This is a genomic window from Streptococcus sp. HMSC076C08 (genome assembly GCF_001810825.1).
In the GTDB taxonomy this organism is placed as follows: Bacteria; Bacillota; Bacilli; order Lactobacillales; family Streptococcaceae; genus Streptococcus.
Genome location: NZ_KV802721.1, coordinates 70,856 through 93,828 on the forward strand (window position 1 = coordinate 70,856; position 22,973 = coordinate 93,828).

Here is a 22,973-nt window from a genome sequence, read left to right on the forward strand (position 1 = left end):
TAAACAGCCCAAAAATCGTATGAAAGAATCATACGATTTTATCTATTAGTTGACTAAACTATGGTACAAGTCTAGGTAAGATTTGCAGGCTGTATCCCATGAGAAATCACATTCCATAGCTTGTTTTTGTAGATTTCTCCAAACTTCCGGCTGGTACTTATAAACATCCAAGGCTGTTTGGAAACTCCAGTTAAGCCAGTATGGTGTTAAATTGTCAAAGCTAAATCCAGTTCCAGTTCCTTCGATTGGATTGAAGGATTGAACCGTATCACGCAAGCCACCCACTTCATGAACCAATGGTAGAGTTCCATAGCGCATCGCCATCATTTGAGACAAGCCACATGGTTCAAAACGACTTGGCATGAGGAAGAGATCACAAGCTGCGTAGATTTCTTGAGCGAGCTTGACGTCAAAAGTGATATTTGCTGATAGCTTGTCTGGATAGACTTGCGCAAACCATGAGAAGGAATGTTCAAAAGCAGGATCTCCTGTTCCTAAAAGGACTATTTGAACGTCCTCCTGTAAGAAACGATGCAAGCTTTCTACCACAACATCAAAACCTTTTTGGCGGGTCAATCGAGAGACAATCCCAACTAGAGGAACATCTGCTCGCACTGGTAACCCAACTCTCTCTTGCAATTTTGCTTTGTTTTGAGCTTTTCCAGACAAATCTTCCTTATCAAAATGATAGTCTAAAAGTGGGTCTGTTTGAGGATTATAAAGATCTGCGTCAATACCATTGACAATACCTGAAACCTTACCTGACTCCATCCGAAGAATCTGGTCCAAACCGCAACCAAACTGACTGGTCATAATCTCGTTCGCATAGCTAGGGGAAACGGTTGAGACACGATCCGCGTAGAGAATCCCCGCTTTCATCCAGTTGAGACAATCATTCCAGCGAAGGGTCCCATCAGCATAGCGTTCAAACCCAACACCGAATAAATCCCACAACATTCCTTCAGAAAATTGACCTTGAAATTCCAAATTGTGAATGGTTAAAACTGTTCTGATACCTTGATATGCCTGAATCCAATGGTATTTTTCTTTTAACAAGAAGGGAATCATGGCTGTGTGGTAATCATGAACATGGAGAAGGTCAGGGATAAAGTCGATGCGCTCCATGGCCTCAAGAGCAGCCAGTTGGAAAAAGGCAAAGCGTTCACCGTCGTCAAAATCACCGTACACATGACCACGGAAGAAATAATACTGATTATCAATGAAGTAGAAAGTAACCCCATTCAAGACCGTTTTCTTAATACCACAGTACTGTCTACGCCATCCTACACTAACTTCAAAGTGGAGAACATCCTCTATCTGGTCTCCCAACTTTGCTTCTACCATATCATAATAAGGCAAGAAAACTGCAACTTCGTGCCCCGCTTTTACAAGTGATTTGGGAAGTGCACCAATGACATCGCCCAAACCACCTGTTTTTGAAAAGGGTGCTCCTTCTGCCGCTACAAATAAAATTTTCATGAATAAATGTCCTCTGTTACTGTTTCACCCTTCTTAACTACAACTGGATGTTCTGCTGTGCCTCGAATGACAACACCGTCCGCAACTTCAACGCCCTTGTCCAAGATAGCATATTCAACTCGGGCACCTTGACCAATCACAACACGAGGGAACAAAACGCTGTTCTTCACAACACTATCTTTGTGAATATAAATGTTACGAGATAGGACTGACTGAACTACTTCACCCTCAATGATACTACCAGAAGCAAACTGAGAAGTACTTACTTTTGAAGTATTCGCATAGTAGGTTGGTTCTTCATTCTTAACTTTGGTATAAATTTTTTGATTTGGTGAGAAAAGAGAGTAGAATTTTTTAGATTCAAGCATATCAATATTTGCTTGATAATAGGACTGAACAGAATGAATGTTTGCTAAGTAACCTGTGTATTCGTAAGCAAAAGCTCCTTCTTTTACAGCTAAATCGCGAAGAACATAGCGCAACTTTTCAGGATATTCCTTCTGAGCCTCTTCTTCAAGTCGTTCAATCAACCAAGGAGTGTCCACAACAAAGATATCTGTAGACATGTTGAAGAGTTCATCTGTAGATTTATTATCAAAGAGTTTGTGCGAACGAACATGGTCAGTCTCATCGATTTCCAGAATAGCATTCACATCAGAAATGTCTTTCTTTGGAAGTTTCTTATATACAACTGTGATCGGACCATTCGTTGTATTGTGTAGGTGGAAGACTTGATTCAAGTCAATATTCACTAATACATCACAGTTAATCGAAACGGTTTGGTTTGAACCCGAACGTCTCAAGTAGGTAAGTAGCTGTTGGTAATACTCTTTTCCAACCGTACTGCTTTCAACACGAGTATTGTAAATTCCTAGATAGTAGTGACTTAGAAGGGTTGACAAGCCCCACTCACGACCTGAACGGATATGGTCGAATACTGAGCTGATATTATCTTGTTGGAAAATACCAAAGATACTACGAACACCTGCATTTGCAAGACTGGAAAGGGGGAAGTCAATCAAACGGTATTTCCCACCGAAAGGCAAGCTAGCTACCGGACGGTGTTCTGTTAACGTTGACATATCATGAAAACCAACTGTGTTTCCTAAAATGGCTGAATATTTATCAATCTTCATCTGTTGCTACCCCCACTACTTCATTGTATCCTACTACTTGTACTTCGTCCGTTCCGTCAATCTCTACGCCGTCAGCAATAATGGCACCCTCACCAATGATAGCACGAGTAATCTTTGCGCCATGGCCAATAATAGCTCCGCTCATGATGACAGAATCAACGACCTCAGCGCCTTCACGTACTTGTGCTTCTGTTGAAAGAATCGAACGTTTTACAGTTCCATCTACAAAACAGCCATCCACGACCAATGAATCTTCAACGTGAGCATGCGCACCAAAGTAGTTTGGTGGTGAAATCAAGTTTCTTGAGTAAATTTTCCACTGACGATTGCGACTATCCAAGGCATTTTCTGGTGAAATGTACTCCATATTGGCTTCCCAAAGTGACTCAATCGTACCAACGTCTTTCCAGTACCCATTAAATTCATAGGCATAGACACTTTCACCAGACTCGAGATAGTTAGGGATAACGTTCTTACCAAAGTCTGACATATCCACATTGCTCTTTTCAGCAGCAACAAGCATATTGCGAAGCCGTTTCCAGTCGAAAATATAAATTCCCATAGAAGCCTTTGTAGACTTAGGTTGAGCAGGTTTTTCTTCGAATTCAACGATACGGTTATTGGCGTCTGTGTTCATGATACCAAAACGGCTAGCTTCTTTGAGCGGTACGTCTAGGACAGCTACTGTCAAACTGGCATTATTATCCTTATGGGACTGAAGCATATCATCGTAGTCCATCTTGTAGATGTGGTCACCAGAAAGAATCAAAACATACTCAGGATTAACACTGTCGATGTAGTCAATGTTTTGGTAGATAGCGTGACTAGTCCCTTCAAACCAACGGTTTCCTTCGCTGGCTGAATAAGGTTGTAAAATAGAGACACCTGAATTGATACCGTCCAATCCCCAGCTAGAACCATTTCCGATATGGTTGTTCAAAGCGAGAGGTTGGTATTGCGTAATCACACCAACATTATGGATTCCAGAGTTTGCACAGTTGGAAAGAGCAAAGTCAATGATACGGTAGCGCCCACCGAATTGCACTGCCGGTTTGGCAATGCTTTGAGTGAGTTTTCCGAGACGTGTTCCTTGCCCACCCGCAAGGATCAAAGCTAGCATTTCATTCTTCATTTTCTACTCCTTTATAAAGACATGTGAACGTTAAAATCGAAAGAAGGTCGGAAGTCAAACTTTTTTATAAAAATAATAGGAAATCCATTTCTCTTGTGTTTCAAGTCCAATACAAGTACATCCGTTTTTAAAATCTAAAAAATATCATCAACAGCCCATTATTCTTTTTTCTTAGCTGGTTTCAAACGACGCTTGATCTTCCAGATACTTGCTCCCATGGCAGGCAAGGTAAAGGTCAAAGTCTGCTCATAATCTTTCCATAAGCCTTCTTGAGTCTGAACTGTTTGATTGTGCTCTTTCCACACACCTCCCCATTCTTCTAATTCTGTATTCCAAACTTCTTCGTAAATACCTGCAACAGGTAAACCAATCGTAAATTCCTTACGTTCAACTGGTGCCATATTAAAGACACAGACTAACATTTCGTCCTTCTTGCCCTTACGAATAAAGGAAAGGACACTCTGATCTCTATTATCAGCATCGATAATCTCTATACCATCATAACTAGTATCAATTTCCCAAAGACAGCGATGGTCTTTATAGAATTGATTCAGTTGTGAAGTGAAATGCTTCATCTTGGCATTCATCGGATCTTCTAGATTAGACCATTCCAACTGCTCCTCAGACTTCCACTCTAGGAATTGCCCGTACTCACTACCCATGAACAAGAGTTTCTTACCTGGATGACAAATTTGATAGGTGTAGAGATTGCGCAGACCTGCGAACTGATTGTAGCGATCACCCCACATCTTATGCATCATACTCTTCTTACCATGAACCACTTCATCATGTGAGAAAGGTAAGAGATAGTTTTCATTGAAAACATACATAAAGCTGAAAGTCACCAGATTAAAATCATACTTGCGATAAATCGGATCTTCCTCGTAGAAACGGAGAATGTCGTTCATCCAGCCCATGTTCCACTTATAGTCAAAGCCAAGGCCGCCCATTTCTTTCATACCAGTAATCTTTGTTGCTGATGAACTTTCTTCTGCAATCATCATGATATCTGGATGAGCTAACTTAATCACTGTGTTCAAACGTTGAAGGAAATAATAACCTTCGTAGTTAAGGTTTCCACCATCTTTGTTTGGAGTCCAAGGAGCATTATCATAATCTAGATACAGCATATTGCTCACTGCATCGACCCGAATACCATCTAAGTGGTAAAAATCAATCCAAAATTTAATACTTGAAATCAGGAAAGACTGGACCTCATTTTTCCCGAGGTCAAAATTCAGTGCACCCCAACCATAGTTATGAGCCTTGTTGTGATCTTGGTATTCAAAAGTTGGTGTACCGTCATAATATGCCAAGGCATCATCATTAATGGTGAAATGACCTGGAACCCAGTCTACGATAACACCAATGTTATTTATATGACACTCTTCAACGAAATCTTGGAATTCCTCAGGTGTACCATAGGAATGTTCAAAAGCAAAGTAACCCATAAGCTGATAGCCCCAGCTCAATCCAAGTGGGTGAGCCATTAAAGGCATGAACTCAATATGTGTATAGTTCATCTCAACTAAGTATGGAATCAACTCGTCTTTCAGTTGCGAAAAAGTATAGGGACTGCCATCTGAATTTCTCTTCCAAGATCCTGCATGGGCTTCATATATATTAACTGGTCTCTCGAAAAATCCCAGACGTTTGCGACGTGCTAACCAAAGGCCATCTTTCCATTTCTTTTCACGGATATTGGTCAGAACTGCTCCTGTACCCGGTCTAGCTTCAAAATAAACTGCCAACGGATCGATCTTCATAATCTGGTGACCATTTGCACGCGTGATATGATATTTATAAATCTGACCTTCCTGAGCTTGACTCGTAAAGACTTCCCAAACACCTGCTTCATTACGAACCATAGGAATCTGATTCTCAACCCAATCGGTAAAATCACCAACTAGATGAACTGTTTGTGCATTTGGGGCCCAAACCCTAAAGGTATAGCCTATTTCTCCGTTTTTCTCCTCTCTATGCGCTCCTAAATAATGCTGGAGGTGAAAGTTCTCACCTGTAGTAAAGGTTCTTAATGCTTCTTGATTATTCATTCAATCCCCTTTCTTTTGTAAGCGTTTTCTATAATTCTATTATACACTCTTTTAAGATAACTTTCAAGTAATTTACGAAGGAAATCATATTTTTTTATGAAAGCCTTCAAAAAATTACCTAGCATTTTAAAAAAGATATCCAGAAAATAGAACACGAAACAATTTCCATATATTTTTTTATTATAATAGCAGAATATTCGTTTTTTATCAATTTTAAACTGTATTTTTTTGAAAAGAATAAAATCAGGAAGTAATTTTCCTGATCTTATAAATTATCCCACATCAAAAACAATGGATTTGACATTTGTCATCGCTTCGATACTATATTTAATTCCTTGCACTCCTGCACCAGAACCTTTTACACCAAGGAATGGGAAATTATCTGGTCCACGTTGTGTTTTATTATTAATATGAACGGTACCAACTTCAAGTTTTTCAGCAATTTCAAACGCCTTCTTAAAGTCATTTGTAAAGACTGAAGATTGAAGACCGAATTCTGATTCATTAGCAATTTCAAGTGCTTCATTGGCATCTGCAACTCGAATAATTGGGAGAACAGGTCCAAATGGTTCTTCCCAGGCTAATTTCATATCTCTTGTGACATAATCAAAAAGTCCTGGCCAAATGAGATTGTTCTCACGTTTGATTGGGCTGAGCGCTTTAGCTCCTTTTTCCTGAGCATCTTCAATCAATCCCCAGATGAAATCAGCTGAAGCATTATCAATAACAGGTGTGATATCTGCATTGTCAAATGGATCCCCCACTGTTAGCTTAGCAACTTCAGCTTGGAGCAATTCAGCTAATCTGTCTGCTACGCTTTCCACAACCAAAACACGTTTGATAGCGGTACAACGCTGACCAGAGTAGCTAAAGGCACCACCTACGATTTGCTTAGCTGCATTTTCTAAATCTGCATCATCTAAGACAATTGCTGCATCTTTTCCACCAAGCTCAAGCATAATCGGCCGCATACCAGCTAAACGACCAATACGCTCACCAATCGGTGTTGAACCTGTAAAGTTAATGAAGTTCACTTCCTTGTGTTCGATGATGTAGTCTCCGATTTCAGAACCACGTCCAGTGATGGTGTTAAAGACACCTGCTGGGATTCCTGCTTCGTCAAATGCTTTAACCAACAAGAGTCCAGAAATAGATCCTTGTGTTGGTGGTTTAAACATAACGACATTTCCTGCAATCAAAGCCGGAGCAATCTTAGATCCAGAAAGGTTGACTGGGTAGTTAAATGGCGCGATAGCTAAGACGACTCCAACTGGCTCACGACGAACAACGGCTAGCTTGTTTTTACTTGCAGCTTCAAAACCGCCACCTTCCATAGCTTGTCCAGTGATACGGAGGCCTTCCTCGGCAGCAAAACGAATCAATTCTGCTGTACGTACTACTTCTCCAATGGCTGCTTTAATCCCTTTTGCAACCTCTTTGGCAAGAATCGTACCAATTTTTTCTTTATCACGTTCCAAAATGTCTGCTGTCTTATGCAAATATGCTGCACGCTCAACGGGTGCTAAATCACGCCATGCTGGGAGAGCTGCACGCGCTGCTTTCATAGCCTCATCTACTTCAACCTGACTCATAGCAGGTACTGTACCCAGCTTTTCTTGATTGATGGGAGAATAGATGGCAATTTCATTCTCTGATGATTTCCATTTTCCATTCACTAAATTCTGATAATTTGTCAAATTCTCTTCCTCCTGAAAATGATTAAAACTTATTTTATCAAATTTTCAGAAAATTACAACCCCTTTTTGGAAAATATTGATATTTTTTTCACAAACTTGATTCTTCAAATTATTTGAAATTTATTCCTATTAGATATTGGTTTTTCAATATAAATCAAAAAAAGGTCTAGATTATCTAAACCTTTTTGTGGTATTTACTATGAAAGTACCTTCAAGACCGCAACGCTGATATCATCAATCACATTAGACTCTTTAGAACGACTATTAGACACCAGCATTTCAAGATTTCCTGCATTTTCAAAGTAGAAGGAAGTCCCTTTAGCATTGAATACCACCAATAAGTGCTCTAATCCACCATGAATTTCGTAAACAATCCACCCACTATTTTCAGCAGCTGTATGGACGAAGACATGACGATAAACTTCTTCGTATGTAGGATAAGAGAAAGCACGCGTTTGTGTTTTTAGACGAATAATCTGGCGAATAAATTCAATGCTTTCTTGTCTCTCATTGATTAAATCCCAGTTGACCTGATTGACACTATCTGGAGCATTGTAACTATTCATGGCCCGTTCTCTATCTGCCGCAGTCAGCTCGCCATTTTCTCCAGTAGCAAGGAGTTTGGTACGGCCAAATTCTTGACCAAGCTCTATAAAGGACATTCCTTGCATAAGAATGCTCATCGCTGTTGCTGTCTCAACCTGTCGCATAATCTTATCTGAACTGTGATCTGGATGAAGGGTTACTAACAAATCATGCAAGTTGTAATTATCGTGGGCTTCCACGTAGTTAAGAACTTGGTTTGGACTAAGATATGAGCCCAACTCTCGGCTACCAAGAATAGCTTTGGCTACAATCGGTTCTGTAGCTGCACCGCTAACAAATCCTGCCTTGATTGAGCCATAAACTTCTCCTCCTTTGATGGCATCACGCTGATCATCATTGAAGAATCCAATATTTGGCATCTGGTAAGCATTGTCCTTCTTGGCCTTGTCATAAGGTGCAAGACCAGTCCCCATATCCCAACCTTCTCCATAAGTGATAATACGAGGATCAACTTCATCCAGTGCCCAACGAATTGCCTGCATGGTTTTGATATCGTGAATTCCCATCAAGTCGAAACGGAAACCGTCAATATTGTATTCTTTCACCCAATAAAGGAGTGAGTCAATCATGTACTTACGGTACATTTCGTGTTCGCTTGCGGTTTCATTTCCAACACCTGTGCCGTTTTGGAAGGTTCCATCTGGATTCATACGATAGTAATAATCGGGAACAGTTGTTTGGAAAGGTGCATCAACCGTTGAGAAGGTATGGTTGTAAACGACATCCATAATGACACCGATTCCCGCATCATGATATGCCTGAATCATGGTCTTGAGGTCTCGAATAACCTGTCCAGGATCATCTGGATTGCTAGAGAAACTTGGTTCTGGTGCATTGTAGTTTTGAGGGTCATAGCCCCAGTTATAGGTTACATTTCCATCCTCATCGTATTCCTTATGTCGATCAAAGATTGGTTGGAGTTGAACATAATTACAGCCAAGTTGTTTGATATAATCAAAGGCTGTTGCTTGACCATACTGGTTAACCGTTCCAGTCTGGGCAGCCCCAAGGAAGGTCCCTCGAAGGTTTTCTGGAACTCCAGATGTCGGCGATTTTGTAAAATCACGAATGTGCATCTCACAGATAACGGCTTTACATGGATTTTCCAAACGCCAAGGGGCGTCTGTCCCATGTTTGACTTTAAATCCTTCTGCTTGTCTATCTTGCTGAGAGAGGATTACGGAACGTTTTCCATCAGGACTTGTAGCGATAGTGTATGGGTCTCGTGTCAAGGTCTGGTGGTGCGGAAACTCAATCTGATACTGATAGGCTTTACCTGCAAGATTTTCATCCAGGTCTACACTCCAAACACCAATGGTATTGTATTTATGACTGTATGAATAGCTATTCCCTCGCTTTAGATTAAAGGTTTTCCAAATCGGCGCGTCGTTACTTGTATTTTCATAAACGACCACTTGGACTGCTGTAGCGGTTGGAGCCCAGAGTTTAAAGCTTGTCTGGTAGTCTGAGATACTATAACCTAACTCTCCTTGATATCCCCAATGATGATCGAAACTTTCACTGTGAAAGGCTTTATCAAAAGCAAACGGGTTTCGATCTTTATAGCAAGGACTTGCAATAGCTGGATTTTCAGAATAATAAACCGTCTCATCACCATCTAATATCCAAACCTCAGTCAACAGTGGATAATAGTTAAACCGTAGGAGATAGTCTTTTGTTTTTCCATCAATTTCGACAGAAAAGGTCAAAGTATCGAGCATTTCTGCACTTGTAACTGTAAAGGAGAATTTTGCTCCAAAATAATCATTTTCATAATACAAATTTTCTTTAACATCTGCTTGTTTTCTACTGAATGAACAAGCATCATAATCCCCATTTTTTCGGTGAAAATGGATGACTACAGGGTATCTATACATTTCTTTTCCTAATTCCTAATTTTAATTTTTAAGTCATGCTGAAGAATTTAACGGGAATTTCAGCACAATATAGAATAGCTTTAATAGATATAAAAACACATCAGGAGAGATAGTTCCAGACTATCTGACATCTAGTTTTCAACTATTCTTTACAAACTTTCTAGCCAGGCCTCATCTCGAACTTCGATACCAAGTTCTTGTGCTTTTTGGAGCTTGCTTCCTGCATCTGCTCCTGCTACGACAAGATTCGTTTTCTTAGATACACTGCCTGTGACTTTGGCACCTAGACTTTCGAGTTTATTTTTGGCTTCTGAGCGTGTGAGACGTTCCAATTTTCCAGTTAATACAACGGTCAAACCTGACAAGGCCGCATCCGCTACTACTGTCTGTCCTTTGTAGTCCAGATTGACTCCAGCTTCTTTCAACTCGTCTAAGAGAATATTCGACCCTTCTGTAGCAAAATAAGTCTGAAGTCTTTGTGCAATCACACTACCCAAGCTCTCGATACTTGCTACTTCCTCAGGATCAGCTTGGGCTAGATTTTCAATAGAGTGGAAATGTTGGAGCAAGAGTTGGCTAGCCTTGCTTCCGACATGGCGAATTCCCAGACCAAACAAGAGCTTTTCAGCAGAGTTTTCCTTGGATGCTTGAATGGCCTGATACAGTTTAGAAGCAGACTTTTCCTTGACACCTTCTAAAAGGAGGAAATCATCTTCTTTCAAACGGTAAATATCTGCCACATCCTTGACTAAATTGGCAGCAAAAAGCTTTTCAACAATAGATGGACCAAGTCCTGTAATATTCATGGCGTCTCGAGAGGTAAAGTGAATCAAGCCTTCCATGATTTGAGCAGGACAACGAGGATTGATACAACGAAGAGCCACTTCATCTTCAAAATGAAGCAACTGACTGTCACAGCTCGGACAGTTAGTCGGAATATCTAGTTTTTCTTCAGAAACACGTTTAGACTCTACAACACGCAAAACAGCAGGGATGATATCTCCAGCCTTATAAACGATTACCGTATCATCTTTTCGGATATCCTTTTCAGCGATATAATCTACATTATGCAATGTTGCACGGCTAACAGTTGTCCCAGCAAGCTGAACAGGTGTTAGATTGGCAGTCGGAGTCACAACACCCGTACGACCTACTGTCCAGTCAACTGAAAGGAGCTGGGCTTCTTTTTCTTCAGCGGGAAATTTATAGGCGATTGCCCACTTGGGCGCTTTAACAGTAAAGCCGAGTTCTTCTTGACCTGCTAGGTCGTTGACCTTGATGACCACTCCATCAATATCGTAAGGAAGTTTCTCCCGTTCTTGTCCTACTTCTTGGATGAAATCCCATATCTCATCTATACTTTTAGCCAATATTCGTTTAGGATTAACTACAAAACCAAGCTGTTCAAGATGCTCCAAGACTTTTTCTTGACTATCACGAGTAGAAGGGCTGGCTTCTTGATAGAGGAAAGTCGCAAGATTGCGTTTGGCCACTACTGCTGTATCCAGCTGACGGAGGGTTCCTGCAGCTGCGTTACGAGGATTAGCAAATTCAGGCTCTCCATTTTCTTGGCGAGCTTGGTTGACCAGATCAAACGAAGCGCGTGGCATGTAACACTCTCCACGAACAGTGATATCAAGTTCTTCTGGCAAGGTCAAAGGAATATCCTTGACACGCTTGAGGTTCTCTGTGATATTTTCTCCAATAGACCCATCACCACGTGTGGCACCGACTACCAAAATTCCCTTTTCATAAGTTAGCGAGATAGACAAACCATCGATTTTCAGCTCGCAAATATAGGTCGGGTGGGGTAATTCCTTTCGCACACGCGCATCAAAAGCTTCTAACTCTTCACGTGAAAAAGCATCCTGCAAACTATAAAGAGGATACTGATGACTGTATTTTTCAAAACCATCTAAAACCTTACCACCAACACGATGAGTTGGACTGTCTGCTAAAACTTGATCCGGATAGGCGGCTTCCAATTCGACCAACTCTCGGTAGAGGCAATCATACTCACTATCTGAAACCGAGGGATTGTCACTCGTATAGTACTCGGTCGCATAGCGGTTAAGTAAGGCAACTAACTCATTCATTCTTTCATTCATAATCCCATTTTACCACAAAGCAAGCCCTCCTCACAATAGAGAAGGACTGAAAAATGATTCGTAATGAAATATTTTCTAAAAAAGAGAAATTATAACTCTTTTTTAAAATGACTTCGCACATAAACGAGGGATAAACAAGACAGGATGATAACACCGCTTCCAATTATCAGAAAAGAAGAGAGATGGACACTTGGTAGCACCGTCATAAAGCCTTTTGCAATCGGCATAAATAGGATGGCTAAGGTAAAAATGGTGCTTAGTACTCTTCCCAAGTATTCCCCCTCAACCTTGGTTTGAACCTGAGTAAAAAAGTGAATGTTAAATATCGTCATAAACAGTTCACAAACTAAATTTCCAGAAAAGGAAAGAAAAGTTGGCAGTGGTAACCCCATCATAAAAACTCCAACTCCAGTCAAAGCCAATAGAATCAAAAGATTATAAACACCTGCCTTTATTTTGCTAGCTAGAAGAGCTCCGATAATCGAACCAATAGCGCCCATAGTTAAAATAGTTGCATAAGCTCCTTCTACCCCGTATAGTCGATTTGAAAAAGGGAGGAGAAATTCAAAAGCTGCAAAAAAGAAATTAACACTGGAAGCTACTACCAAAAGGAAAAAGATCTCTTTCTGGTGCCAGATATAGCCAAGTCCTTCTTTCATATCAGCAAAAATATTTTTCCAGCTGAAAGTCTTTCCCTCTTGCTCCTGAGTTTCTTTTTGGGGGAGAAAAGCTACTAAGGTAAATGCGATGAAAAAACTAATGGCATCTAAAACAAGTGTCATATGGAGACTAGAAAATTGTAAAACGAGGAAAGAAAGTACAGGGGAGCTAACACCTACAACCTGCAAAACGAGCTCTAAGCGAGCATTATAGGTCACAATCTCGTCTTTTTCTACAACCTCAGTTATAATGGCTTTATTGGCTGTACGAGAAAATGCAAAGGCAACCGCCTGAACAATATTGGCAAAGATCAGAGCAGCAATCATCAAGCTATCATTTCTGATGAAAGAAATAGCTAAGCAAAGAACGCCACAAATCAAGTCTGTCGTCATCAAAATTTTGCGACGCGAAAAGCGGTCTGAAATCACTCCGCCAAAGGGATTGACCAGAATCGATGTGACGAGTTCAGAAATTTGATAAATCCCAAGAACAGTCTGCCCTATCGTTCCCATTGATGCCAACCAAACACTGTTTCCATAATCATAGAGCATATTTCCTATTTTATTAATAGCACCACGACTAATCAACTGGATTGCATGTCGATTCATATAAAAAACCCCTCTCAAATTTTGAAACTATTGTATCAAAACTGAAAGGAGTCTCTTTATTTTTCCCTTATTTGGGAAATTTAAGGATTTACAAATTTTTCATAATGTTCCTGATAGTAAGCCACTTGCTCTGGAAGTCCAAGCACAGCAAAAATATGCATGGCCTCCCGCATCTGACTACAACCCTCTTCTTTCAAGTCTCTCTGGTAGAGGGCGAAACCTTTGAGATAATGGAAGATATTGCGCTCATAAAGCTTGATACCATTTCCAATTAACTTCTCCACATAGCCCTCAAAATAGTCCGCATCCGCAAAGGATCGATTTTCCAAACAATGCTGGTAACAGTTGAGAGCTAAAATCAAAACAAGTTTTCGATGCCGACCAATTTCTTTGTAGTAGTCTTCCCTCTCCATGACTTCTCTGCCAATCCGAGCTACATAGTCCACATTGTAGAAAGTATAGAGATTCCCGAAAAGAATCAACTCATACATAGTCCATTCTTCTGTTTGAAAAAGATAATCTGCGACCTTTTCCAAATCACTCTGACTCATCGTGTAACGAGCATCTCTTTGACAAATCAGACCTTGTAGCAGAATCCAATTCAGCTCAAAATAGAGGGGATTGGTCGAACTCTTAGCCTTTTCAAGTTGTTCTCTTTGAAGCTTTTGAAAACCTGCAATATCATTTGAGTAGTAAAGCGGAATAATCTGTGCCATCAAGGCAACATGTTCATGATTTTGAAAATCTCTAGCCTTGTCCATGAAATTTTCAATAGTCACATGAATATTGTCCAAAATCTCAAAGAAACGAGAAACTGCTAGATCAGACTCCCCAAGCTCGAAGCGAGATAATTGAGAGGTTGAACATGATTCACCTGCCGCCTCTTTCAAGGAGTACTTCCCACTTGTTCGAAATTCACGAAATACCTTTCCTAGATGTTTCATCTTTACACCTGCTCTGATAATTCTTCCCACTCAAGCATGGCTTCTTCCTGACGATGGCTAATTTTGTCCAGTTCAGTCTGAAATTCCATGAGTTTTTCAGCATCGTTGGTTTCCAGCATTTTTTCAGAAATGGCTTGGCTTTGAGTTTCTAACTCTTCGATTTCAGCCTCTAAACTCTCTATTTGGCGCATGAGCTTACGGGCTTCTTTCTGACTTTCTTTCTGGGCCTGATAGTCATTAGCTGGACTTGCTTCTTTTGCTTGATTGCTAGTTGAAGCATCTTCTATCTGGCTGACTTCTATTTCAGCCTTTTTCTCAACATAGTAGTCATAATCTCCAAGGTAGAGGGTTGAGCCATTTTCAGACAATTCCAGTACATGAGTGGCTACACGATTGATAAAGTAACGGTCGTGGCTGACAAAAAGAAGGGTTCCATCAAAATCAATCAGAGCATTTTCTAACACTTCCTTGCTATCAATATCCAAGTGGTTGGTCGGCTCGTCCAAAATCAAGAAGTTATTGTTTTCCATTGAAAGTTTGGCAAGCAACAAACGGGCTTTCTCGCCACCTGACAGCATCCCTACAGACTTTTTAACATCATCTCCTGAGAAAAGGAAGGCACCAAGACGGTTGCGGATTTCAACTTCTGGTGTCAGTTTAAAATCATTCCAAAGTTCATCCAGAACCGTATTACTTGGTGTTAGCTTGCTTTGAGTCTGATCATAGTAACCAACATCCACATTAGCGCCAAAACGCCTCTCTCCCTTGATAAAAGGGATCTGGTCTACTATTGACTTGATAAAGGTTGACTTCCCAATACCATTTGGTCCGACAATCGCAACAGCATTCATCTTACGAAGGTCGAGATTGATTGGCTCTGAAAGTATTTCCCCATCATAGCCAATAGCTGCATTTTCAACAGTCAGGACAACATTGCCTGATGTTTTTTCCGTCTGGAAGGTCATGTTGGCTGATTTCTTGCCAGCTTCAGGCTTGTCCAAACGCTCCATTTTTTCTAGTTGTTTACGGCGAGATTGAGCACGTTTGGTTGTTGAAGCTCGGACTAGATTGCGATTGACAAAGTCTTCTAGAGCCGCGATTTCCTTCTGTTGCTTTTCATAGTTTTTTGCTTCAGTAGCTAGCTTTTGCTCCTTCAACTCAACAAAACGAGAGTAATTGCCTACATAGCGATCTAAGGAATGCTTGGTCAAATCCAGTGTAACCGTCGCAACCTTGTCCAAATAATAACGGTCGTGACTGACAATAATGAGTGCACCGCTATAGTTCACCAAGTAATTCTCTAGCCAAGCAATCGTTTCAATATCCAAGTGGTTGGTTGGCTCGTCCAAGACCAAGAGATTTGGCTTTTCAAGGAGCATTTTGGCAAGTGCCAGACGGGTATTTTGACCACCTGAAAGCTCGGCAATTTTCATCTGCCACATAGACTCGTCAAACTTGAATCCATTCAAAATCAATCGAATATCAGCTTCGTAGGTAAAGCCACCAGCCTGACGGAAATTCTCTGATAAACGATCATAATCCGCCATCAGTTTATCTAGATCTTCACCAGACTTTTCACCCATCTCCAACTCCATCTGACGCAGTTGTGTCTCTGTCCGACGCAAGTCATCAAAGACGTGAAGCATTTCATCGTAGATGGTATTTTCAGACTCAAAACGGCTATCTTGGGCTAGGTAAGACAGAGAGATATCTTTTTTCTTATTAATTTCTCCACTAGTTGGCTCCTCTTCTCCAACCAAAATCTTTAAAAGAGTAGACTTACCTGCACCATTTTTCCCAACAAGAGCAATTCGGTCTCGTTCATCTACCTGCAGATTAATATTATCAAAAAGAACCTCACCAGCAAAAGATCGTTCAATTTTATTAGCTTGTAAAATAATCATATCTCTATTTTACTATCTTTTTCTCTTTTGCACAATTGCAACGAAAAAAGTTCGAGTCATAAACTCGAACCTTTCATCTTAGTATCCAATGCCTCCACGGAATGTGCGAGCCATATCTTTCAATTCATAGTTTTTAGAAGAGGTATCGATGGTCCATTTTCCATCTTTCTTAGTCATTTTAATTTCATAACCCTCTTTCTTCATGTTATCACTAGTGTCTAGAGGAGTTGAATCAAATTGACTTGGTGCATTTTCTAAAATGTATTTTTCACCAGCTTTCATAGCTTCAGAGTAGTTGCTATATTTACCTTTGTTTTCTTCGTAGAATTTACGGCTCAATTCATAAACATTCAAGTTATCCAAGTCGATTGTTTCTGGTCTAACATAAACAACAGCATAGTCTGGCAAGTATGTCTTCACCTTGTAATCAACTTTTGCTCTCTTAGCATTTGCTTTGATGTAAGCATCTGCGAATGTTCTAAGTTCTGAATCAGACGGTTTGTAGTTATAGAAGCCTTTTCCGAACGATTCTGTAAATTTCTTGATAAACTCTTCTTTATCAGCTTTCGCATCGTTTGTGAATTCAGCACTATTATCAGAAGATTTTTTATCATCAGCAAGCGCAACAACTTGTGACTTATTATCAGTAGCACTTAGGTTCGTTCCACCACCAGAACTTTCCCCATTAAGGTAAACAGCATCGACATATTTTTTCATTACATCTTTCGCTTCATCAATATTGTCTTCATACTGACTTGGATCCACCTTGATTGCTACATCGTTATTCTTTTTAGAATTTTCTTTGATGTCATCGTAAAAGCTAGGTGCAAAGTGAAGTTCATACTTAGCATTCTTATCGACTTCATACACTACATAACCAGCAACGCTCTTTCCTTTAGAAAGACTGTCACCATATGACATAAATTTCGTTTTACTGTCGCTTTCATAAACTTGAATTGGTTGTAATTTTTCATCCTTTTCATTGTATAGCGTGATATCTTGGCTAGTAAAACTAAACTGTTTATCACGATTGTTCTTGATTTCGACTTGAAGTGCAAGGTATGTTGATGATGAATCCTCATCTTTAGGCAATACATACATACCGTCTTTTACAGAAACCTCAAAGTTAGAGTTTGAAGCTGTACCATTGTCGCTTGCTTTTTTTTGAGCTCCACAGGCAACCAGTGCTAAAGCTGATAAAAGCAAGGCAGAATGCTTAAGAATTTTTTTCATAATGGATTCTCCTTTAATGATTTACTATATTTTACCATACGCAGAATAAAAATCAAAACAGAAACCAGATATTTTCAAAATATCTTAAATTTATAGAGTTTTAACTTAAATTTTTCTATCTGTTCATTTGATGCATTAAAGGATTCTTTATAAAAAGAATAGAATATAACAATATTTTTGATTTTTTTCTTCAACAAACCTACAAAATGAATTATAAACTTTCATGTTATAAAGTATCTAATAATTAATTTTCATCCCTAACTTAGTATAAGTAAGCACAGTCCCCACCATTTTCCCGCTAAAGTGCAAAAGTTAATTTCCTACATTTTAAGTTATGCTAACGTTTTACTAAAATGTCAAATCGTGATATAATGAAAGCGATTAAAGCAAATAAACAAAGGAGACACTCTATGACTTACCAAGAAAATTATCAAAAATGGGTCGATTTTGCTGACCTTCCAGACTACCTTCGTCAAGATTTAATCAATATGGACGAAAAAACAAAGGAAGATGCCTTTTATACCAATCTTGAATTTGGTACCGCTGGTATGCGTGGTTTGATCGGTGCTGGTACAAACCGCATCAATATCTACGTTGTTCGTCAAGCTACCGAAGGTTTGGCTCGTTTGATTGAGTCAAAAGGTGGAAACGAAAAAGAACGTGGTGTAGCAATTGCCTACGATAGCCGTCACTTCTCACCTGAGTTTGCCTTTGAATCTGCGGCAGTTCTTGCTAAACACGGTATCAAATCTTACGTATTTGAAAGCCTCCGTCCAACTCCAGAACTGTCATTTGCAGTTCGTCACCTCAACTGTTTTGCAGGTATCATGATTACTGCCAGCCATAACCCTGCTCCATTTAACGGTTACAAGGTTTACGGTGAAGACGGTGGACAAATGCCTCCACATGACGCGGACGCTTTGACTACTTACATTCGTGCTATCGAAAATCCATTCGCTGTGGAAGTTGCCGATGTAGAAGCGGAAAAAGCTTCTGGCTTGATTGAAGTTATCGGCGAAGCTGTTGATGCAGAATACCTTAAAGAAGTTAAAGACGTAAACATCAACCCAGCCTTGATCGAAGAATTCGGTAAAGACATGAAGATTGTCTACACACCACTTCATGGTACGGGTGAAATGTTGGCTCGTCGTGCTCTTGCTCAAGCAGGATTTGACTCTGTTCAAGTTGTTGAAGCACAAGCAACTGCTGATCCTGACTTCTCAACTGTAAAATCTCCAAACCCAGAAAGCCAAGCAGCCTTCGCCCTTGCTGAAGAACTTGGTCGTCAAGTTGGTGCAGATGTGCTTGTTGCAACTGACCCTGACGCTGACCGTGTTGGTGTTGAAGTTCTTCAAAAAGATGGTAGCTACCTTAACCTTTCAGGTAACCAAATCGGTGCTATCATGGCTAAATACATCTTGGAAGCCCACAAAAATGCTGGAACTCTTCCTGAAAATGCAGCTCTCTGCAAATCCATCGTATCAACTGACTTGGTAACGAAGATTGCTGAAAGCTACGGCGCAACCATGTTCAACGTTTTGACAGGTTTCAAATTTATCGCAGAGAAAATCCAAGAATTTGAAGAAAAACACAATCACACTTACATGATGGGATTTGAAGAAAGCTTCGGTTACTTGATTAAACCATTCGTACGTGATAAAGACGCCATCCAAGCCGTTCTTGTCGTTGCTGAGCTTGCTGCCTACTACCGTTCACGTGGTTTGACACTTGCTGACGGTATCGAAGAAATCTACAAAGAATACGGCTACTACGCTGAAAAGACTATCTCTGTTACCCTTTCTGGTGTTGATGGTGCAGAACAAATCAAGGAAATCATGGCTAAGTTCCGTAACAATGCTCCAAAAGAATGGAATGCAACAGCTATCACTGTCGTAGAAGACTTCAAGGCTCAAACTGCTACTGCTGCTGATGGTACTGTTACAAACTTGACAACTCCTCCAAGTGATGTGTTGAAATATACACTTGCTGACGGTTCATGGATTGCAGTTCGCCCTTCAGGTACAGAACCAAAAATCAAGTTCTACATTGCCGTTGTGGGTGAAAGCAACGAAGATTCACAAGCTAAGATTGCCAACATCGAAGCAGAAATCAATGCGTTTGTTAAATAAGAAATTATAAAAGATGAGACCAACCAATCTCATCTTTTTTTCGTATCAAATCTAAGCATTTTTAGAAACTTTATGGCATACTAGACTTATCAATGAAAGCGAGGTAATCTCATGGAACAATTTTTAGAAAACATTAAAGACCTTGAAGTCACTACAGTTGCGCGTGCGCAAGAAGCTCTTGATAAGAAAGAAACTGCAACCTTCTTTATCGGTCGCAAAACTTGCCCTTACTGCCGTAAATTTGCTGGTACCTTGGCAGGTGTCGTAGCTGAAACTAAAGCTCACATCTACTTCATCAACAGTGAAGAACCAAGCCAACTCAATGAATTGCAAGAATTCCGCTCACGTTATGGAATTCCAACCGTACCAGGATTTGTTCACATTGCAGATGGACAAATCAATGTCCGTTGCGACTCTTCCATGTCCGCACAAGAAATCAAGGACTTTGCTGGATTGTAAAAAAACAACAAAAGAAGGCACTCGCCTTCTTTTTTATATATCTGTCAATGGTGTTGCAGTATCTGGTGAGGTATCGTAAACTTTAAAGTCTACTCCGACTCCCAGATCCGCTTGGGCTAGCTGGTTGACCATAGTCATATGAGCCAGTTCTTTGATATTGTTCTCTTTAGACAAATGCCCAAGATAGATTTTCTTTGTTCGATTTCCCATTGCACGAATCATGGCCTCAGCACCGTCTTCGTTAGAAAGGTGACCGAGATCCGATAGGATTCGTTGTTTGAGTCGCCAAGCATAAGATCCTGCTCGCAAGATTTCTACGTCGTGGTTGGACTCGATGAGATAACCGTCAGCATTTTCGACAATCCCAGCCATACGGTCACTGACATAACCTGTATCGGTCAACATGACGAAGCTCTTGTCGTCTTTCATAAATCGGTAAAACTGGGGTGCTACTGCATCATGGCTGACACCAAAACTCTCAATGTCGATATCGCCAAAGGTTTTGGTTTTGCCCATTTCAAAGATATGCTTCTGCGAAGAGTCCACCTTGCCGAGGTACTTACTATTTTCCATAGCCTGCCAGGTCTTTTCATTGGCGTAAAGATCCATGCCATATTTACGAGCCAAGACACCGACTCCATGGATATGGTCTGAGTGCTCATGCGTAATCAAAATCGCATCCAGATCTTCTGGTTTGCGATTGATTTCAGCTAGCAGGCTGGTAATCTTCTTACCAGACAGGCCTGCATCCACTAGGATCTTCTTTTTTGGGGTTTCCAGATAAAAGGAATTTCCACTGGAACCTGATGCTAAAATACTGTATTTAAAGCCTATTTCACTCATTCTAGTCTTCTATTTCGTCCTCCCATATTTCTTCTTTTACGGCATCCTTATCATAAGGGAGCACTATGGTAAAGGTCGATCCCTTACCGTATTCACTTTTGGCCCATATAAAGCCATTGTGTTGTTTGATGATTTCTTTTGCGATGGCTAGACCTAGACCAGTTCCACCTTGAGCCCGGCTTCTTGCACGATCTACACGGTAAAAGCGGTCAAAAATCTTCGGCAAATCTTGCTTTGGAATACCTAGACCTTGGTCTTTGATGGATAAAATCATCTGGTCATCTGTGGTCTTCATGCTGACAGTAATTTTGCCACCATCTGGTGAGTACTTGATGGCATTGTTAAGAATATTATCAATCACCTGAGTCATCTTATCGGTATCAATCTCGATCCAAACTGAATTAATAGGGTAATCTCTGACAAGCTCATATTTTTTCTCGTCATCCTGGCTTCTCATCTTATCAAAGCGGTTGAGAATAAAGGTGATGAATGCTGTAAAATTAATCAATTCCACATCTAACTGAGTGGTCGCATTATCAATACGAGAGAGATGCAAGAGATCTGTCACCATCCGCATCATACGGTTGGTTTCATCGAGTGAAACCTTGATAAAATCAGGAGCAACAGGATCATACAGAGCTCCCTCGTCCAAGGCTTCAAGATAAGATTTAACACTGGTCAAAGGAGTTCGCAACTCGTGACTCACGTTCGAAACAAAGAGTCTTCGCTCACGCTCTTCCTTCTCCTGCTCGGTCGTATCATGTAAAACGGCAACCAAACCAGAGATGAAACCTGACTCACGACGAACCAGAGCAAAACGTACACGAAGGCTCAGGTATTCCCCATTCACATCCTGGGAGTCAATCGTCAACTCAGGAATCTGTGTAATTAGATCACGCAGCTCATACTCATCTTCTATCTTAAGCAATTCAAGGATGCTTTTATTCAGAACATCTTCTTTCTGCACACCGAGCTGTTTCTTGGCCATATCGTTGATCATAGTAATCTGGCCACGACGATTGGTCGCAAGAACGCCATCTGTCATGTAAGAAAGAATACTGTTCAATCGTTTACTCTCTTGTTCCAGATTTTCTTGGGTCAAACGAATAACTTCTGACAAATCGTTCAGATTATTGGTGATATTGGTGATTTCTGTACTTCCTTGCAAGTCCAAAACTTGAGAATAATCACCTGCAATCAAGTCCTTAACCTTTTGATTTATCTCTTTCAGACGGATATTATCCCGACGATTTTCCAGTAAGAGCAAGGTCACCACCAAGATAAAACCAAGTAAAATCAGAATAAAGATAAAATCGCTGGTCAGAATAGTTTGTCTAATATCTTCAATCATTATTTCTCATATAGTATCCAACACCACGACGTGTGAGAATGTACTCTGGACGACTTGGAGTGTCTTCTATTTTCTCACGCAAGCGTCTAATGGTCACGTCCACAGTACGAACATCACCAAAATAGTCATAACCCCATACAGTCTCAAGCAAGTGTTCACGCGTAATCACTTGTCCAATATGAGATGCCAAGTGATACAAGAGTTCAAACTCACGGTGGGTCAAATCTAATTCCTCACCATATTTCTTTGCCACGTAAGCATCTGGGACAATTTCCAAATCACCAATTTGTAAAGGCTGCGTCTTCTTCTCATCAGACTCTTGGCTATCCACAGAAACTAGGTCGGTACGACGAAGCAGAGCCTTGACACGAGCCTGCAACTCACGGTTTGAGAAAGGCTTTGTAACATAATCATCTGCACCTAACTCTAAACCAATAACCTTGTCAAACTCGCTATCCTTAGCTGATAGCATGATAATCGGCACGCTACTAGTCTTACGAATAGCTTTAGCAACTTCTAAACCATCAATTTCAGGTAGCATCAAGTCGAGGATAATAATATCTGGTTGCTCTGCTTCAAATAGCTCGATTGCCTCACGACCATTGAAAGCTGTAACGACTTCATAACCTTCCTTGGCCATATTAAACTTAATAATATCTGAGATTGGTTTCTCATCATCTACAATTAATATTTTTTTCATTTTATCACCTTTTCTTTATCTATTATAACAAAAAAATGTAAAGAAGGCACAAA

General features: G+C 40.3%; 16 protein-coding genes. 2 read left to right on the forward strand and 14 right to left on the reverse strand.

Features of this window, described 5'->3' with window-relative positions; genetic code table 11:
- Window positions 1–45 precede the first annotated feature (45 nt).
- The 11 genes from glgA to HMPREF2766_RS01970 all read right to left on the reverse strand — a co-directional run bounded on the left by glgA (window position 46) and on the right by HMPREF2766_RS01970 (window position 17,438).
- Window positions 46–1,479 carry a glycogen synthase GlgA gene (gene glgA / locus HMPREF2766_RS01920; RefSeq protein ID WP_070567429.1) on the reverse strand — a complete coding sequence of 478 codons (1,434 nt, stop codon included), beginning with the start codon at window positions 1,477–1,479 and terminating at the stop codon, window positions 46–48.
- Window positions 1,476–2,615 (reverse strand): glucose-1-phosphate adenylyltransferase subunit GlgD, encoded by a 1,140-nt coding sequence (gene glgD / locus HMPREF2766_RS01925; RefSeq protein WP_061420964.1) that lies wholly within the window; start codon window positions 2,613–2,615, stop codon window positions 1,476–1,478. Before glgD ends, glgA begins: the two co-directional genes overlap by 4 nt.
- The gene (locus HMPREF2766_RS01930) at window positions 2,605–3,747 is read right to left on the reverse strand and encodes a glucose-1-phosphate adenylyltransferase (protein WP_000787250.1); all 1,143 of its coding nucleotides are present in this window, start codon (window positions 3,745–3,747) and stop codon (window positions 2,605–2,607) included. The genes glgD and HMPREF2766_RS01930 overlap by 11 nt, the downstream gene beginning before the upstream one ends.
- 158 nt (window positions 3,748–3,905) lie before the next feature.
- Window positions 3,906–5,801: a 1,4-alpha-glucan branching protein GlgB gene (gene glgB / locus HMPREF2766_RS01935; RefSeq protein ID WP_070567431.1), complete on the reverse strand. Its 1,896-nt coding sequence runs from the start codon at window positions 5,799–5,801 to the stop codon at window positions 3,906–3,908.
- A gap of 272 nt (window positions 5,802–6,073) precedes the next feature.
- Complete coding sequence (locus HMPREF2766_RS01940) at window positions 6,074–7,498, reverse strand: NADP-dependent glyceraldehyde-3-phosphate dehydrogenase (RefSeq protein ID WP_070567433.1); 1,425 nt, start codon at window positions 7,496–7,498, stop codon at window positions 6,074–6,076.
- 197 nt (window positions 7,499–7,695) lie between these two features.
- Entirely contained in the window at window positions 7,696–9,981 is a 2,286-nt protein-coding gene (gene pulA, locus HMPREF2766_RS01945; RefSeq protein ID WP_070567434.1) for a type I pullulanase, read from the reverse strand.
- Between the two features lie 149 nt (window positions 9,982–10,130).
- Window positions 10,131–12,089 carry an NAD-dependent DNA ligase LigA gene (ligA, locus tag HMPREF2766_RS01950; RefSeq protein WP_070567436.1) on the reverse strand — a complete coding sequence of 653 codons (1,959 nt, stop codon included), beginning with the start codon at window positions 12,087–12,089 and terminating at the stop codon, window positions 10,131–10,133.
- 89 nt (window positions 12,090–12,178) lie between these two features.
- On the reverse strand, window positions 12,179–13,357 hold the full coding sequence (locus HMPREF2766_RS01955; protein ID WP_070567437.1) for an MFS transporter: 1,179 nt from the start codon (window positions 13,355–13,357) through the stop codon (window positions 12,179–12,181).
- A gap of 80 nt (window positions 13,358–13,437) precedes the next feature.
- Window positions 13,438–14,301, reverse strand: a complete 864-nt coding sequence (locus HMPREF2766_RS01960) for an Rgg family transcriptional regulator (protein WP_070567439.1) — start codon at window positions 14,299–14,301, stop codon at window positions 13,438–13,440.
- Between the two features lie 2 nt (window positions 14,302–14,303).
- Complete coding sequence (abc-f, locus tag HMPREF2766_RS01965) at window positions 14,304–16,205, reverse strand: ribosomal protection-like ABC-F family protein (RefSeq protein WP_070567441.1); 1,902 nt, start codon at window positions 16,203–16,205, stop codon at window positions 14,304–14,306.
- Between the two features lie 78 nt (window positions 16,206–16,283).
- Window positions 16,284–17,438, reverse strand: coding sequence for a DUF4352 domain-containing protein (locus HMPREF2766_RS01970; protein ID WP_049479330.1), 1,155 nt, complete (start codon window positions 17,436–17,438; stop codon window positions 16,284–16,286).
- Window positions 17,439–17,848: 410 nt separating this feature from the next.
- Between HMPREF2766_RS01970 and HMPREF2766_RS01975 the strand changes: the two genes are divergently transcribed.
- Window positions 17,849–19,567, forward strand: a complete 1,719-nt coding sequence (locus HMPREF2766_RS01975) for a phospho-sugar mutase (protein WP_042902233.1) — start codon at window positions 17,849–17,851, stop codon at window positions 19,565–19,567.
- 111 nt (window positions 19,568–19,678) lie between these two features.
- On the forward strand, window positions 19,679–20,026 hold the full coding sequence (locus HMPREF2766_RS01980; RefSeq protein WP_000434656.1) for a thioredoxin: 348 nt from the start codon (window positions 19,679–19,681) through the stop codon (window positions 20,024–20,026).
- Window positions 20,027–20,059: 33 nt separating this feature from the next.
- Here the strand turns inward: HMPREF2766_RS01980 and HMPREF2766_RS01985 are convergent, their stop codons facing one another.
- From HMPREF2766_RS01985 to yycF, 3 genes are read right to left on the reverse strand one after another with little or no spacing between them, the layout of a single operon-like run.
- A complete protein-coding gene (locus tag HMPREF2766_RS01985; RefSeq protein WP_070567443.1) occupies window positions 20,060–20,869 on the reverse strand; it encodes an MBL fold metallo-hydrolase in 810 nt (269 codons plus the stop codon).
- Between the two features lies 1 nt (window position 20,870).
- A complete protein-coding gene (gene vicK / locus HMPREF2766_RS01990; RefSeq protein ID WP_000568720.1) occupies window positions 20,871–22,220 on the reverse strand; it encodes a cell wall metabolism sensor histidine kinase VicK in 1,350 nt (449 codons plus the stop codon).
- Window positions 22,213–22,920, reverse strand: coding sequence for a response regulator YycF (gene yycF / locus HMPREF2766_RS01995; RefSeq protein WP_000722058.1), 708 nt, complete (start codon window positions 22,918–22,920; stop codon window positions 22,213–22,215). The genes vicK and yycF overlap by 8 nt, the downstream gene beginning before the upstream one ends.
- Window positions 22,921–22,973 lie beyond the last annotated feature (53 nt).